At 50.4% G+C, this 14,590-nt stretch carries 14 protein-coding genes; 9 read left to right on the forward strand and 5 right to left on the reverse strand.

Going from position 1 to position 14,590, the window contains the following annotated elements; translation table 11 throughout:
* Window positions 1-134 precede the first annotated feature (134 nt).
* The 3 genes from AAF564_20280 to AAF564_20290 all read right to left on the reverse strand — a co-directional run bounded on the left by AAF564_20280 (window position 135) and on the right by AAF564_20290 (window position 4,650).
* A complete protein-coding gene (locus AAF564_20280; protein MEM8487900.1) occupies window positions 135-1,499 on the reverse strand; it encodes a FlgD immunoglobulin-like domain containing protein in 1,365 nt (454 codons plus the stop codon).
* Between the two features lie 158 nt (window positions 1,500-1,657).
* Window positions 1,658-4,111 carry a penicillin acylase family protein gene (locus tag AAF564_20285; protein ID MEM8487901.1) on the reverse strand — a complete coding sequence of 818 codons (2,454 nt, stop codon included), beginning with the start codon at window positions 4,109-4,111 and terminating at the stop codon, window positions 1,658-1,660.
* 41 nt (window positions 4,112-4,152) lie between these two features.
* Window positions 4,153-4,650: a hypothetical protein gene (locus AAF564_20290; GenBank protein MEM8487902.1), complete on the reverse strand. Its 498-nt coding sequence runs from the start codon at window positions 4,648-4,650 to the stop codon at window positions 4,153-4,155.
* A 373-nt stretch (window positions 4,651-5,023) separates the two neighbouring features.
* On the opposite strand from AAF564_20290, the gene lnt reads away from it, so the two are divergent.
* The 6 genes from lnt to AAF564_20320 all read left to right on the forward strand — a co-directional run bounded on the left by lnt (window position 5,024) and on the right by AAF564_20320 (window position 10,379).
* Window positions 5,024-6,520 (forward strand): apolipoprotein N-acyltransferase, encoded by a 1,497-nt coding sequence (gene lnt, locus AAF564_20295; protein ID MEM8487903.1) that lies wholly within the window; start codon window positions 5,024-5,026, stop codon window positions 6,518-6,520.
* A 13-nt stretch (window positions 6,521-6,533) separates the two neighbouring features.
* Window positions 6,534-7,127, forward strand: a complete 594-nt coding sequence (locus AAF564_20300; GenBank protein MEM8487904.1) for a Maf family protein — start codon at window positions 6,534-6,536, stop codon at window positions 7,125-7,127.
* Window positions 7,128-7,155: 28 nt separating this feature from the next.
* Window positions 7,156-7,920 carry a type 1 glutamine amidotransferase gene (locus AAF564_20305; protein MEM8487905.1) on the forward strand — a complete coding sequence of 255 codons (765 nt, stop codon included), beginning with the start codon at window positions 7,156-7,158 and terminating at the stop codon, window positions 7,918-7,920.
* A gap of 10 nt (window positions 7,921-7,930) precedes the next feature.
* Window positions 7,931-8,749, forward strand: a complete 819-nt coding sequence (locus AAF564_20310; protein ID MEM8487906.1) for a hypothetical protein — start codon at window positions 7,931-7,933, stop codon at window positions 8,747-8,749.
* 137 nt (window positions 8,750-8,886) lie between these two features.
* On the forward strand, window positions 8,887-9,231 hold the full coding sequence (locus AAF564_20315) for a hypothetical protein (protein ID MEM8487907.1): 345 nt from the start codon (window positions 8,887-8,889) through the stop codon (window positions 9,229-9,231).
* A 62-nt stretch (window positions 9,232-9,293) separates the two neighbouring features.
* Window positions 9,294-10,379, forward strand: a complete 1,086-nt coding sequence (locus tag AAF564_20320; protein ID MEM8487908.1) for an AI-2E family transporter — start codon at window positions 9,294-9,296, stop codon at window positions 10,377-10,379.
* A 221-nt stretch (window positions 10,380-10,600) separates the two neighbouring features.
* On the opposite strand, the gene AAF564_20325 is transcribed toward AAF564_20320, so the two are convergent.
* Both AAF564_20325 and AAF564_20330 read right to left on the reverse strand, forming a co-directional pair.
* Window positions 10,601-10,849: a hypothetical protein gene (locus AAF564_20325; GenBank protein ID MEM8487909.1), complete on the reverse strand. Its 249-nt coding sequence runs from the start codon at window positions 10,847-10,849 to the stop codon at window positions 10,601-10,603.
* Between the two features lie 149 nt (window positions 10,850-10,998).
* Complete coding sequence (locus tag AAF564_20330; GenBank protein ID MEM8487910.1) at window positions 10,999-11,490, reverse strand: histidine phosphatase family protein; 492 nt, start codon at window positions 11,488-11,490, stop codon at window positions 10,999-11,001.
* Between the two features lie 188 nt (window positions 11,491-11,678).
* Here AAF564_20330 and AAF564_20335 point away from each other — a divergent pair, with 188 nt between their 5' ends.
* The 3 genes from AAF564_20335 to AAF564_20345 form a co-directional block, all read left to right on the forward strand.
* Window positions 11,679-12,455 carry a ParA family protein gene (locus tag AAF564_20335; protein MEM8487911.1) on the forward strand — a complete coding sequence of 259 codons (777 nt, stop codon included), beginning with the start codon at window positions 11,679-11,681 and terminating at the stop codon, window positions 12,453-12,455.
* Window positions 12,456-12,607: 152 nt separating this feature from the next.
* Entirely contained in the window at window positions 12,608-13,711 is a 1,104-nt protein-coding gene (locus AAF564_20340; protein MEM8487912.1) for an SPFH domain-containing protein, read from the forward strand.
* 12 nt (window positions 13,712-13,723) lie between these two features.
* The coding region (locus tag AAF564_20345; GenBank protein MEM8487913.1) for a hypothetical protein at window positions 13,724-14,590 on the forward strand (867 nt) is incomplete at its 3' end.

Below are 14,590 nucleotides of genomic sequence, written 5' to 3' on the forward strand. Positions count from 1 at the left end.
AGGAGTAAAGAGTGAGGAGTAAAGAGTGAGGAGTAAAGAGTGAGGAGTAAAGAGTGAGGAGTAAAGAGTGGATTGCCTGAACGTTCAAGCATTAACACCAAACTCCTTACTCTTCTCTCCTTACTCCCATCTCCTTACTTCAACAAGGTCATCACGCGGGACTGGCTGAAGTTGCCGTCTAACGTGAGGCGGTAGAAGTACACGCCAGAAGAAACCACGTTGCCACGCGCATCGCGGCCGTCCCATGCATATGCGTGGCTACCGGCTGCCTGCCCACCGTTGAACAGGCTTGTTACGCGCTGTCCGAGCATATCGTAGACTTCGAGCGCAACCTGGCCGGCGCGCTCCAAATCGTAAGAAATGGTGGTTGTTGGGTTAAACGGATTCGGGAAGTTTGCATGCAGTGCAAATACATCCGGTGTTTCGCCTTCCTCGATGCTGGTTGCCATGTTGTTTTCGGCATTTGGCGTCGCAGGAGCGCTTACCCAGTTGGCTACCCCCGTTGCGGCGTTATCTACCAACTGCAAGCTTAAACCAGAAGCTGGCGCAGCCACAAAAGCACCGGTTTCCCAAACACCAGCCGTAACGGCAGTGCCTTCTCTACGATGGTTCGCTTCGCCGTATTGCATGTAATCGAGCATCAAGCCGGCATCGTCAAAATCAGCAGTACCTACATTGTACAAGCCCACTTCGGCGTCTCCATCGTCGTCAGCATCCAGATTTGGCCATGCAACAACCAGGAAGCCACCGGCAGGGATAATGGCGCTACCACCGTCTAGAGCAGTCAGGCCATGAACCGTTGGATAGTCCGGGAAATCACAGAGGATCAGGCCTGTGATATCAAAATCCGTGTCTCCTGTATTCTGAAGTTCTACCCACTTTGTAGCGCCGTCGAAATCAACACCATCAAATCCAATTTCGCTGATGCGAATGGGTACTTCAGCAGTTGGATTTTCGGCATTTGGCGTTGGTGTAGCAGCCACCCAGTTTCCGACACCCGGCGTGCCGTTGTCAACAAACTGGAGGCTGAGGCCGGCGCCGGCGGCTGGGACAAATGCACCGTCGACCCAGAGGCCGGCGTCTTCAGCTGTACCATCGCGGGCATGGTCTCCTGTACCGTACTGCATGTAATCGAGCATCAATGACTCATCGCCAAAGTCGCCCGTACCTGCGGCATAGAGACCTACTTCAGCGTCTCCATCGTTGTCATTGTCGAGTGTTGCCCAGGATACAACAAGGTATCCGCCAGCAGGAATGGTTACATCGCCAGCGAGAACGGCCAGACTGTTGATGGCAGGATATTGCGGGAAGTCGCAAAAGATCAGGTTGGATACATTTTCTTCGGTATCCCCTGCATTGTAGAGCTCAACCCATTTGGTTGCTCCTTCAAAATCAACACCGTTGGTACCTACTTCGTTGATTCGGATCTGCGCAAAAGCAGAAGTGTTAAAAACGAAAAACAACGCAAATGCTGTTGTTATGCGTATCAATTTTTTCATGGTCTCCTTGTTTATTTGAAATAGAGCTGATGCAAAAGTCAGGGCCATAGAGCTGCAATTATCAGACCCATTTTGCCCAGGTTACTAGGATAGTACCCAAGCATCTGTTCATGACTACAGACGTGCTTCAATTTTATATATTGAATTGCAAATTCGCCTTATTCAGGCTGAATTTCGAGGATTGCGGTTATTCGGTCGGTCGGCATTTCAGATGGAGAGGCAGGCCGAAACAATTCGAAATGTTCAAATTTGAGATACGTATCGAGATGATGATCGTAAAATGGACTGAACGGATTACCGCTTTGCCCCCCCGGATACACCCCGTATCCGGTGGGTGGTGAGGTAGAGAAATCTACAACCATGCGCCAACTGGCACTGTGCGTGGTGGTGAGGTTACGCGCCGGCGACAAGGTCTCTGCAAAACCGGGGAAAGCATAGGGGCCGCGCCAGAGGCCCTGCAACGCATCAGAGCGTGTGAAATGTCGGAATACAACTTTATGCAAATCCCCCCATCGCCAATTTTCGCTGTCCCATCCGTAAGTTTCTTGCAACTGTGCAACCGTTTGCTCTATCGCTGAACGCATGACGTCTGCGCCACCTTCAACCGTTTCGGTGCCCTGCCTGTCGAGCCACGGTCCTTCGATTTCATTAGCCAACAAGAAGTAGAGGCGGGCGTCCATGGGATTACGAAGCGAGTCAAAGGCCGGCTCATCCCAAACGAGGGTACGCAAGTTTTCGAGATACAGCTCAAGCACGAGCGGTTCAGCCCGGTCTACCGATGCAACACCTTCCCAGTTGACCAGCATTTCGCGGAGAGACGATGCTTCTTCCGACAACCCATCGACCTGCTCCAAAAGTGGCACAAAGAGATCACGTTGCACTACATAAACATCCGATTGATACATCTTGAGATCTTCTACAGAATGTAATGCCTTGCCTTGCATGAGTGCATCAATGCGAAGCGAGCGGTAGTTAGAGCGCCAGTCGTGGCCGAGGTAATGTGGATACAAGGAATCAGCCGGCTCCTGATTGGTTGATGTCAGGAAGCCTTGCGGCGGATTGAACGAATGCGGCAATTCGTCGAAGGGCACGCGCCCCGTCCAGGTAAAAGCATCTGTGGACCCATCGAGCAATCCCCTTCCATGGCCCGCTTTTCGCATGGGAAGGTAGCCTGTGGAGCGGATTGCAATGTTGCCGACATCATCCCCATAAATAATATTTTGCATGGGCGTATCCCAATGGGATATACCTTCCTGGAATGTGGCGTAATCAGTAGCCCTGTTCATATTCCAAAGTGCTTGCAGGGTCCGCGTAGAGTCGTGTGCCACCCAACGGAGCGCAATCGCATCATCATCAGAAATGGTCACAGGCCCCCAATGGGCATAATAAAGCGTATCGATTACAGGCGGTTGCCCCTTGATACGTAGCGTATCCGGTACCAGGGTCATGGGTTGATAAGCGCCATTATAGAGATACTTGGTCCTGCTTTCATCCAGCGTGAGCTTGAGGTGGTCAATTTGATCCGATCCTGTGTTGGTGAATGCCCAGCCTACATGGTCATTAAATGCTTCCACGGGCAACGGTGCGCCCGGCACTGTAACACCGTAGGCATTCATGTCCGGGGTTACCATGTGCAGTTCATACCAGATGGAAGGCAACCACAACGCCAGGTGCATGTCTCCGGCAATGACAGGTGCTCCTGTTGTCGAACGCTCTGGTCCTACAGCCCAGTTGTTTGAACCCTTGCCTTCAAGAAATCCTTCAAGCGGTGTACCGGCCCATTGTTGCTGCAAGGCATGCTTCCGCGCCAACACGTCGGATCCACCGGCAGCCAGCCCATCTCGTGTATACACATCTCGCTTGTCCTGTGCTTTCACCATCCCACCTTTTTCCGGGATAATAGGTACGGCGAGGTCAGAATGCTCGGGGTACAGGGCTTCATAAGAAACAGGTCCCAGACGTTCCTGCAGTTCAGCGTAAATTACGTCGTCGGACCGGTAAGTGAGATCAAAAACCATATACTGCAGCACAAGCAATACCTGCATTTCTGTATACGGCTCAGGGCTGTAACCAAGCAGCTTGAATTCGAGTGGATAGTCCGCGTATTCGAGCCCGGCAAGGTAGGTATTGACGCCTTTCACAAAAGCGCGTACGAGGGCCAGTTCTGTGCTATCCTGTGCGACCAGGCGCTGCAAGTTTTTCTCTGCACCCCATAACATCCCGGTCTGCCGAAGGAAACGGTCCGTTTCAACCATGGATGAACCGAGAATTTCGGATAGCCGGCCTGATGCTACACGGGGCACAAAATCGAGTTGGAAAAGCCTGTCTTGTGCGGTTAGGTAGCCGAGTGCGGTTACTGCATCCAGGGAATGGTCTGCAAAAATGTGGGGCACACTGCGTTCATCGCGTTGCACAACCACGCGGCCGGTAAGGCCAGGGATTTGAATAGATTGATTAGTTGGCGGTAATGCTTTGCGGGCGTTGTGATATAGCCCTTCAACCGGGTCCAACAATGCCGCTACAGCAGGAAAGCGTCCGCCGGCGCCACCAAGCCCAATGACAACAATAGCGCAAACAAGAGACAGAAACAGCAGGATGGAAATCTTCTTCATGTAGCCAGAAATTACCCTTCAAACGGAAGGATAAGAACGGGCTAAAGATCTTCGTATTCAACCCTGTTGGTATACTTTGCTGGCTTGGGTGTGCTTTCTTCTTCAGACTCTTTTTCGAAAAACAAATCATCACCCGAATAATCCTTCACATCAGAGCCCGGGAAAATAGCTGAAAGTTGATCATCCAGCTTCGGCAAATTGGTTGGCATTTTCCCCTCTTCTTCGATAATGGCATCCACAACACGCGCGATGTCATCAGGCACATGGTCATTGAGCGAAGAAATATAATCCGACACACGCTCTGCAGTAACCATTTTTTCGATCACATCTTTTGCTTCAGCCGGCGCTTCTTCAGTCTCTGGTGCGGATTCTTTTGCAAGGTCTGCCGCTTCCACCTTGAGCTCATCCGTAGCTTTTCGCTGCTTCCGCAGAATCAGATGTGGCGCACCCGATTCCCTGGATGTTTTGTTGTTACGAACAATCAATTCATAACTGAGCGGCGAACGCTTTGCACCTTCGTTTTCACTATTCTGATTCATAAGTACTAGATTCTCAACGCTGCATCCTCAGGACAAATGAACAAAGGGGTAGACTTGGGTCCTGATAAACGGGTATACAGCAATCCAACAGCCGTAGGGCGCACTACTAAAACAATTGTATTTTAAGACTTTACAGCTTAAAAACAACCCGTTTTTTAAAAAAGTGCAAGGATGCAGGATTAATTTTACAAATGAAAGGAGCCCTGTATAGGATCAAAATGTATTCCTACTCTTGCACCCGGGCCGGTTCTTTTCGCTAAATCGTTATACGCTTTTGACCAAATATGATAATTAGCACGTTCTTATCCTATTCACACTTTTGAAATCAAACAACTTTCATATTAGAAAGCCGAGGACCTGGCCGGCTGTTGTGGTGTCGGGGGTACTACTAGCCGTTAGTTTCCCTCCCTTCCCGTTACCTTTTGTAAGTTGTGTCGCTTTGATACCCGTTTTGCGCCACAGCTTCTCACAGGCTGACACCCGTAAAGTATACCTGGATTTTTTCTTTGTCTTCCTGATTCTTTTTGCAATTACCTTCTCCTGGCCCCTTAGACACCCTTTTACCAATACCGCATTTGCCTCCCTATCCGGTGTTTTGCTCTTGCCCATGTCGATGGCATTGCCATTTGCTGCCGGCAATTTTGTTCAAAAAAAAGCAGGCTATCTTGCCGGCGCTGTAGCATGCTGCGCCTTTTTCTTGACCGTTGAAAGTTTCTGGACCCACGGGCCCCTTGCAATGCCCGGCACGTTACTCGGCCATTCCCTCGCCCATGCGCCCTACATCAGGCAAATGGCAGATGTATCTGGTGTAGCCGGACTTAGCCTCTGGGTTTTAACGTTTAACTTTATATATACAGGATTGTGGCTCGCTAAAAACAAACGCATCCGGAAAAAATTGCTGCTTTGCGCCATTGTGCTGCTATTTTTTCCGCTTCTCTATGGCCTCATACGGCTTAACACATTACCTCAGCATCATACAACAACGCGTGTAGCGCTTGTACAGCCCGCAGTTCCGTCCATCTTATGGACAGATGAATATGATGGCAGCAGGATTACACAGTTGATTCAACTAACGGATAGTCTGCATCAGACAGCGATGCCCCCCGCACTGGTGATTTGGCCAGAGACTGCCCTTCCACTGGTGGCAGATAACAGCAACCAACATCACCAGCACCTTAGTGCCTGGTTACAGACAAAGGAACTGCCTTTACTGGCCGGCGCGATACTCCCAGCCCCAGATGCCACAGGTCCTACTGCGTTTACCAATAGCGCTGTTCTGCATAGAGACAGCACCCGAATTCGGTACAACAAGAACAAGCTTGTGCCTTTTGCAGAACGGGTCCCATTTGAAAACCTCACCCGGAAACTTGGTCAGTTTCGTGTAGATGCCGGCGGTGTTGCAGGATACCAACCCGGCCATTCACAAAACACAATGGCGATGCCCGACGCGAACCTTGGGGTGCTCATCTGTTTTGAATCTTTGTTTGGCGGATACACCCGCAAGTACATCAAGGAAGGTGCAGATTTCCTGGTTGCGCTGTCAAATATTGGCTGGTGGGGATCTCGATTTGCACCGGCGCAGTACCTCGCCTTTTCTACACTGCGGGCCATAGAGACGCGGCGCGCACTTGCGATAAATACAGTCAGCGGACCAGGCCTGGTTGTAGATCAGACGGGCGATACCATTGCCAATACCACCTGGATGCAGCGTACAGTAGTTGATGTCGACATACCGCACTATAGAACAACGTCCGTTTACGCCACCTTCGGCGACTGGTTAAGCATCCTTGCTCTGCTTATATCAATTGGACTTGTATGTTATTTGGCGCTGCCATATATCTCAACAATTACAGGAAGAAAGACCAATTAATTTGTTTCCTTGCATGCAATTTACGTGTCCTCTTATTCTTGCGTCGGGTTCGCCGCGCCGCAAAAACTTACTCAAGCAATTGGGTATTAAATTCACGATTCACGTTAGTGATGTTGAAGAAGACTTTGATCCCGCTCAGTCATCAGCAGACATAGCGTCTGCCATTGCCGAACGAAAGTGTGCGGCCATCAGTCCGCAGCATCCTGATGGGCTCACCCTTGCTGCGGATACGATTGTCGTGCACCATGGCGAGGTCCTCGGCAAACCTGCCTCTCCTGTTGAAGCCAAAACAATGTTGCGCCGACTGGCCGGACAGCAACACCTTGTGTACACAGGCATTGCCCTTTCCCACCCCGCCTCCAATCGCAGCGTAACCGCGTGCGAAGAAACCGCTGTACACTTTGCCCCGTTGTCAGACGCAGAAATAGATGCATACGTAGCATCTGGCTCGCCACTGGACAAAGCCGGCGCGTACGGCATCCAGGACGACCGTGGTGCGCTCTTTGTATCTCGAATTGAAGGTGATTTTTACAATGTAGTTGGGTTACCCTTACATCTGCTGTATACTGCGTTGAAAACAAATTTTGCCGACTTAATTACCACCTGAGTACCCTACCCCAACACCTTCTTATCATATGCCCGCCTCAATGGATAAAACGCCATCGTTGGATAACTTGAAACTGCTCCTTATTCAGGCGCGCACTGATCCGGCCATTCTGGATCAGGAAATGCAGTGTTTTGTAGAGCGCTGCCGGGTTGCGCCGCATCAGATAGCCAGCGTAAATGTGTGCATGGAGCCTTTACCAGATGATGCTTTTTCAGCTTACGATGCCATTTTCATCGGAGGTGCCGGCGAGTTCTCTGCTAAAAATGACTATGACTGGATGCCGGCATTGCTCGCCCTTGTTCAAACAGCCGATCAACGCGCGTTTCCTTTGCTCGGCTCCTGCTGGGGACACCAGATTATTGCGCGGGCGCTTGGCGGCAAGGTGATTTACGACAAAGACCTCACTGAGATGGGATGCCATTGGATCGAACTCAATACGGCGGGTCAGCAAGATACGCTGTTCAAAAATTTCCCTACGCGTTTCAAGGCCAATATGGGGCACCACGATCGCGTTAGCGTGCTCCCGCAGGAAGCAGTCAACCTGGCCTTCAGCGACACGCAGTCAAACCAGGCTTTCCGAATAGCGGACAAGCCCATTTATGGCACCCAGTTCCATAGCGAACTTGATGCTGCCAGAGAAAAAGAGCGCCTTTACGCGTACCGAGATCATTATACCGAAGTTGAAACGGAGGAAGCTTTTCAAGAAATCATCGCCGGCCTTGCCAAAACCACCGAGGTAGATGAACTGCTGTACAAGTTTTTGGTATCTTATGTAGCCCACCCTACACGTTGACACACCCTTGATGAGAGACTCTGACAATCGCATATTTTCCGAAGAAGAAGTTGGCCGGCTGCTCCGTATTGCGATAAAGCAGCAGGAAGCAGATGCTGAGGCGCAGTACAACATGAACCACGGGCTTAGCCTGGAGGAAATCGAGCGCCTCGCAGCCGAAGCCGGCATTGATGCAAAATACATACGCGTTGCCCTGCAAAACCTGGATGTGCCAGAAAAGGAAGCAATTAAAGCGGGCTTCTGGGGTATTCCGCAAACCATTGAATTCAAGTACCAGGTGCCCGGCAAGCTAAATGAAGATGCCATGGAACGCATCCTGGTAGAAATCAGGCGCGCTTTCAAGAAGTCGAGGGGAAAGTTCGACACGTTGAAGAACAGCTTTGAATGGACCAATTCGGGCACAGGGGCAAGTCCAGCACTTGTGCAGGCACAGCCCGTCAACAATAATACGCACATCACCATCAAGGAAAGGCAAGACAATCCGCTTGTGCTGAGCTACTTGATTCCTTTTTTGTTTCTTACCATAGGGACCATAGCCAGCATCGCGGAAAGTAACCTATCGGCGTGTTTTTTCATTTCGAGCAACTTTTCCGCCTTGTTTTTCCTGGCACGATGGAACTGCTGGCGTGTGTATAAGAAACGTCACAAAGTGTTATCAGAATTACGAGATAAAATTAACCTGGCACTGGAAGAAAACCGGGAAAAAGCATGGTCCTACGGCGACACGTCCAGCACCAATGCAACCGGCCCATCGCTTTCTCTTGATGCAGCAGAAGGATACGAACAGGAACGCGAATCTCGCAGTAGCGCTAAAAAAACGAAATCGTAACCTGATACGACGAACCTCATCCCTTGAAAGACGTACGATGACCAGACCCTAGCGCATTCCATCTTGGCGTTTCGTCCGGCATTCGAACCGGCATTCCATCAGCGTCTGTCTTACAGCGTTTTCTCTACCTGACTTATATGAAACATTTGGCCTCTCTTGTCCTTGCCGGCATTGCTGTGTTGGGAATTAGCGGATGTACACAGGAAACACAGAATCGATTTGGCCGCGCAGTGCAAAACTGGACAGGCACCAATGGGGTCCTCGAGGTTTATGCCGGCGATAACGTCGCCCGTCGGTTTCTAAAAATTGACAAGTTGACCACAGCCAACGCTACCGGAGGCAGCCAGTCGCGCCCCTACCGTTTTGGCTACGGGGTTCTCGACGAAAACCTGAACGGCGTTGTGGATCCAGGAGAAAAAAAGGTCTATTTCGAAATCAGCGACTACTCCACACCGTACGTCTTTTACGAAAGCCCGGACTAAGACGTCTTTAGCCTCCCAGCCGCCACACTTTCACACCCGGTTTTGTCACATCTTTGTTGCCCGTGATTACAGCACCTCCTTACGCAAGGCTAAACGCAATATTACTGAGCATCCTGACAACGTTTGTCATTGGCTTCGTGCTCCTGGAGCTGAAAGTGGTGCTCTTGCCGTTTGCTATTGCAGCAATGATCACCATCCTGTTAAAACCACTTGTGCGTTATATGCACGAGAAGGGGGTGCCATTTGCGTTTACCATGTTGGCCGTTGTGGCATCAATCACGTTGGTAGGCTTTCTGTTTGTCATCATACTGACCTCTACCATCAGCCAGTTTATCGCAGAATTACCGGGATACAGAGGCAAGTTTGAGCTCCTTGTTAGCGATGGCCAAGCATTCATTGAGCGCTTTGCGCTTTTCTTTGGTATTCCGGCAGAAGAAGTTGAATTGCCGCAGCTCAATTTCTCTTACATCTCCACAGCAGCCCGTGCCGGCCTCAATACACTTTTCAATTTCCTCAGCACAGCCTTTTTGATTATCCTCTTTCTCTTGTTCATGCTCATTGGCTCCGGACAAGCTGAGAAAAAGGTGAAAATGGCCTTTCCTGAAGAAATGGCAGATCGGATTACGCTCACAATTAAGAATATTGGTAGCCAGGTTCGGCGCTACCTCCTTACCAAAACCCTGGTTAGCCTCATCACGGGTTTGCTAACCTTTCTTGTGCTCTGGTTCATGGGCGTAGACTTCCCTATCATCTGGGGCTTCACAACCTTCCTGTTTAATTTTGTCCCAAACGTGGGCTCCATGGCCTCGATTATTCTGCCGTTCCTGCTTTCCCTGCTCCAGTTCGATGGACTGATGGTGCCGATTGTAACGCTGATCCTGCTAGGAGCCGTACAGGTCTTGATGGGGAATTTCCTTGAGCCAAGAATTCTGGGTTACAACCTGAACCTCAGCCCGTTACTCATCCTTGTTTCGCTGATTGTATGGGGGTGGCTTTGGGGTATTGGTGGGATGATTCTGGCGGTACCCATCACGGCTACCATCAAAATTGTGTTGGGCAACATCGAGACCTTCAAGCCGCTATCCGTGATGATGAGTGGCGCCAACGGAAAGCTCGCGCCCCCTACGGAAAGTACAGGTACGGGCTAAGCGCGTTTTTTACTCCTCAAGGAGTAGGAATTAGCCGGCAAAGGAATCCTGCGTAGTAGTCTGTCCCACGGAAGTGTCCGTAGAAAAGCTGTATCCTGTTCACCCCCGGACTTTACAGCCATGGAAAAGACTAAAAAAATCTACCAGCGCAGTTTTTGGGCCATTTTTGTTTTCTGGACCGTTATCTGCTCAGCAGCTATCGCTTAGGCAAACCGACAGCGTCAGGCTTCAATCGTGTTTGCCAGGATGGACTCCAGCATTTCACGTGACTCTTCGTTGCCCCTGTTCAATTCATCAAGCATCAGGTCAATAATCTGCTGCTTGCTCATGTTGGATTCCTCCATCATGATCTCCCAGAAGTATTTTAGCCAGTCCGTATTGTTTTCACGGGTGCTTTTTTCGAAGGCGGCTGTGATTTCTTTGTGCAGGTTGAGCAACTCTTCTTCGCTCTGATATTTGGCTTCCAGCATGACTCAGGTGAGGATAAATCGGGAAGTGACTCACGACGTTTAATGCGTCACAGTCTGTATCGGTCATCCTCTCCTGTTTTTTAAAGGCTCGGACAAATTGTATTGCAGATTCAAACTGCCGGTGTGTATTTGGCCGTCATCTCCCACCTTCATCCCAGAAACTTTGGCGGCATAAACCAGATCAACTGACCCGGATATCTCCCCAGCTCTTTCCACGATGCAATATCGACGTCAATCCTGGCCATTGTAGCAGTAGGAAAACGTACGATAGCGCCACCGCTCAGCGCGCGAGTCGTACCAGAAGAGGTTGGCTCATGCCCCGTTAGAATCACACTATCCGCCGTATCTGGTGTTTGCCGGGCCACTTCTATATAATCAGCAACAGAGGACTCGTATAGTGCAGGTACAATATGCGTTTCACCACCCCACGCACCGGCTTCTTTTGCGAGTTGCAACGTTGTGCGTGCCCGCACTGCTGAAGAAGAAACATGATGATCTGGAATTTGTCCGGTATCGCGTAACCACTTCCCCATGGCGCCGGCAGCCTTGATGCCACGGGGTGCAAGCGGACGTTCATGGTCTTGCCCGTAGTCTGCATTCCAATCAGATTTGCCGTGGCGAAATAGGATAATCGTTTTCATGTATACTCTTGATAAATTCCGATATTACTGGCGCAATCAGGCTGTCAAACGCGCTTTATTTTCTACAGAATAAACCGATACTTCCTCGAATGAAAGTGTCGTTTCAAATCTGAGTAATAATTTGTTAACTTATAGCCCGTAACAGACGGGACGTTCTTCGCTGTGTTCATTATTGTGTGTCGGTCAACATGAAGGTTATCGCGTGTTACAACATCAAAGGAGGTGTAGGTAAGACATCGACAGCCGTCAACCTTGCTTACATTGCAGCGCGAAAGGGTTGCAAGACCTTGCTCTGGGATATGGACCTGCAAGGCTCTGCTACGTTGCTGTTGAATACAGAGGCCTCTAAAACAAAAAGCATAAAACCCTTCTCCTCTCCGCAGAAAAGTCTCAAGCCTCAAATTCAGCGTACCGCATATAAAAACCTCCATCTGCTGCCGGCTGACTTCTCCCTGCACAAGCTGGATCAAAAACTCGGTGATCTCAACAAACCTGTTAAAGCCATAAAAAAGCACCTGGCGTCGCTTTCCGACAAGTATGCGTATGTCTTTATCGATTGTCCGGCCGGGTACAACGCCTACACCCAGGCATTGCAGCAACTGGCTGATGTTTTCTTAATTCCTGTTATTCCAACCCCACTCACCCTGAGCAGCTACGACCTGTTCAAAAAACAACTCAAAAAAGAAGCGAAGAAGAACCTGATTGTGTTTCCGTTCTTCTCGATGATAGACCGCAGAAAAAAACTGCACCGTGAGGTGGCCGGTCTTAGGAAAAATGGGACAACAGGCTTCCTGCATACCCAGGTCCCCTTCTCCAGTAAAGTTGAGCTCATGGCCATCGAGCGGGCGCCATTGCTTGCCTATGATACGCGCAGCGCTGCAGCCAAAGCCTATCGAAGTTTGTGGGAAGAGATCATAACCAATCTGGATATGTACGCGCGGGTTGAAAAAATCAAAATGTGGTAACTAATTCTAGCTTTACCATTTCATTTATAAAGGCAGATTTAGTATCGTTCAATGCTGTATGCATTTACAGCATGCCGGCCGCGGATCTGCGCCGGCTGGTTGCTCGTTAACCCTGTCCGGCCCATTATCCCAAAACCTATACGCTTAACGTAATGTCGCTCTGGAAAAAACTTACCGGCGAATTTGTCGACATCATTGAATGGCTCGATGATTCCAATCAAATCATGGTCTACCGGTTTGACCACCACGATAACGAAATCAAGTACGGCGCCAAACTGATTGTACGCGAAGGACAAGCAGCGGCATTTGTCAACATGGGTGAACTCGCTGATGTATTCCAGCCGGGTACGTTTACCCTCGAAACACCCAACATTCCAATTCTATCCAAATTGCAGAACTGGAAACACGGGTTTGAAAGTCCCTTCAAAGCAGAAGTTTACTTTGTAAATACACGCCAGTTTACCGACCAGAAATGGGGCACTAAAAACCCTGTTATGCTGCGCGACCCTGAGTTCGGACCGGTGCGGTTACGTTCGTTCGGCACCTATGCCTTACGGATCACCGACCCCGCAAAGTTTCTACGGCAACTCGTAGGGACAAATGGCTATTTCACGATGGACGACCTTTCCGGTCAGTTGCGCAACATGGTTGTCTCCCGCTATACCGACTTGCTCGGCGAGAGCAACATTCCCGTACTCGATCTCGCAGCCAATTACGATGAACTGGGCAACTTTGTCCGAAAGAAGCTGGCGCCAGAATTTGATGAATACGGGCTCACGCTTACATCCATGCTTATTGAAAATATCTCGCTTCCGCCAGAAGTTGAGAAAGCACTGGATAAGCGTACGAGTATGGGTGTCATCGGAGACTTGACCAAATACACCCAGTTTCAGGCAGCAGAAGCCATGGAAAAAGCCGCAGAGAACCCCGGCGGCACGGCTTCCGGAGGTATTGGCATGGGTATGGGCTTTGCCATCGCAAATCAGATGGGTCAGGCTATGTCCGGCAACACAGCGCCAGGTAGCACCCAAACGCCGCCACCTATCCCTAATGCAGCGGTCTTTCACGTCGCACTAGATGGCAAGCAAGCCGGGCCTTTTGATACGGCAAAACTAAGCGAACTGGCTGCTGCTGGTAGCCTTACAGCCGGTACCCTCGTATGGAAACCGGGTATGGCTAACTGGGCAAAAGCAGCGGATGTACCAGAAGTTTCTGCATTGCTTTCCACCCAGCCGCCTCCCCTGCCGCCCCAGTAATCAGACAAGAAAATGGCTGAGCGGCAGTTTCCCTGCGAGCAGTGTGGCGCAGAACTGAACTTTGTACCCGGCACCCATTCGCTGGCATGCAATTTCTGTGGCTTCGAAAATCTCATCGAAGTTGAATCAACCCCTATTGTCGAACAAGACTACCGGGCCCAGCTCGCACAAAATACAGCAAGCGAGACGATGCACGACCTTATGGTCGTCAAGTGTGACGCGTGTGGGGCTGAATCGAGTTTCAACCCTAATATCGTATCAGATGCCTGCCCGTTTTGCGGGACGAGCATTGTACAAACCGAACAGGCCAAACGCGAAATTCTGCCCCAAGCCGTCATGCCGTTCCTCGTGACGCAGCAAGGCAGCCAGGCAGCATTCAAAAAGTGGCTAAATAGCCTTTGGTTTGCGCCAGGCGTCCTCAAATCACTTGCGCGGCAGGAAGGCCGGCTTAAAGGCGTGTACATCCCCTACTGGACCTACGATGCCAACACTGCAACATCTTACCAGGGCCAACGGGGCGACTACTACTATACAACTGAGTCGTACACCACAGTTGTAAACGGCAAAAGCGTCCGCCGAACCCGGCAGGTACGCCATACGCGGTGGTCGCACGCAAGCGGGAACGTGTGGGATGACTTTGACGACGTGCTGATTATTGCCTCACGGTCGTTGCCAGATCGCGAAGTGCGTGAACTTGGCCCGTGGCGTTTGTCCACCCTAAAGCCTTACACAGACGCTTACCTGAGTGGATTTCAGGCTGAAAGCTATGCGGTGCAGCTAGAAGAAGGGTTTTCTGAAGCCAAAAGCGTGATGGACCTGACCATCAGAAGCTCAATACGGCTCGATATAGGGGGTGACGAACAGCGTATCCTCTACAAA

This window comes from Bacteroidota bacterium (assembly GCA_039111535.1).
In the GTDB taxonomy this organism is placed as follows: domain Bacteria; phylum Bacteroidota; class Rhodothermia; order Rhodothermales; family JAHQVL01; genus JBCCIM01.

Excerpts from the sequence above, each read along its gene's own strand:
- AAF564_20280 (MEM8487900.1), bottom strand. The coding sequence starts at position 1,499 with ATGAAAAAATTGATACGCATAACAACAGCATTTGCGTTGTTTTTCGTT.
- AAF564_20285 (MEM8487901.1), bottom strand. The coding sequence starts at position 4,111 with ATGAAGAAGATTTCCATCCTGCTGTTTCTGTCTCTTGTTTGCGCTATT.
- AAF564_20290 (MEM8487902.1), bottom strand. The coding sequence starts at position 4,650 with ATGAATCAGAATAGTGAAAACGAAGGTGCAAAGCGTTCGCCGCTCAGT.
- AAF564_20300 (MEM8487904.1), top strand. The coding sequence starts at position 6,534 with ATGCAATTTACGTGTCCTCTTATTCTTGCGTCGGGTTCGCCGCGCCGC.
- AAF564_20305 (MEM8487905.1), top strand. The coding sequence starts at position 7,156 with ATGCCCGCCTCAATGGATAAAACGCCATCGTTGGATAACTTGAAACTG.
- AAF564_20310 (MEM8487906.1), top strand. The coding sequence starts at position 7,931 with ATGAGAGACTCTGACAATCGCATATTTTCCGAAGAAGAAGTTGGCCGG.
- AAF564_20315 (MEM8487907.1), top strand. The coding sequence starts at position 8,887 with ATGAAACATTTGGCCTCTCTTGTCCTTGCCGGCATTGCTGTGTTGGGA.
- AAF564_20325 (MEM8487909.1), bottom strand. The coding sequence starts at position 10,849 with ATGCTGGAAGCCAAATATCAGAGCGAAGAAGAGTTGCTCAACCTGCAC.
- AAF564_20330 (MEM8487910.1), bottom strand. The coding sequence starts at position 11,490 with ATGAAAACGATTATCCTATTTCGCCACGGCAAATCTGATTGGAATGCA.
- AAF564_20335 (MEM8487911.1), top strand. The coding sequence starts at position 11,679 with ATGAAGGTTATCGCGTGTTACAACATCAAAGGAGGTGTAGGTAAGACA.
- AAF564_20340 (MEM8487912.1), top strand. The coding sequence starts at position 12,608 with ATGTCGCTCTGGAAAAAACTTACCGGCGAATTTGTCGACATCATTGAA.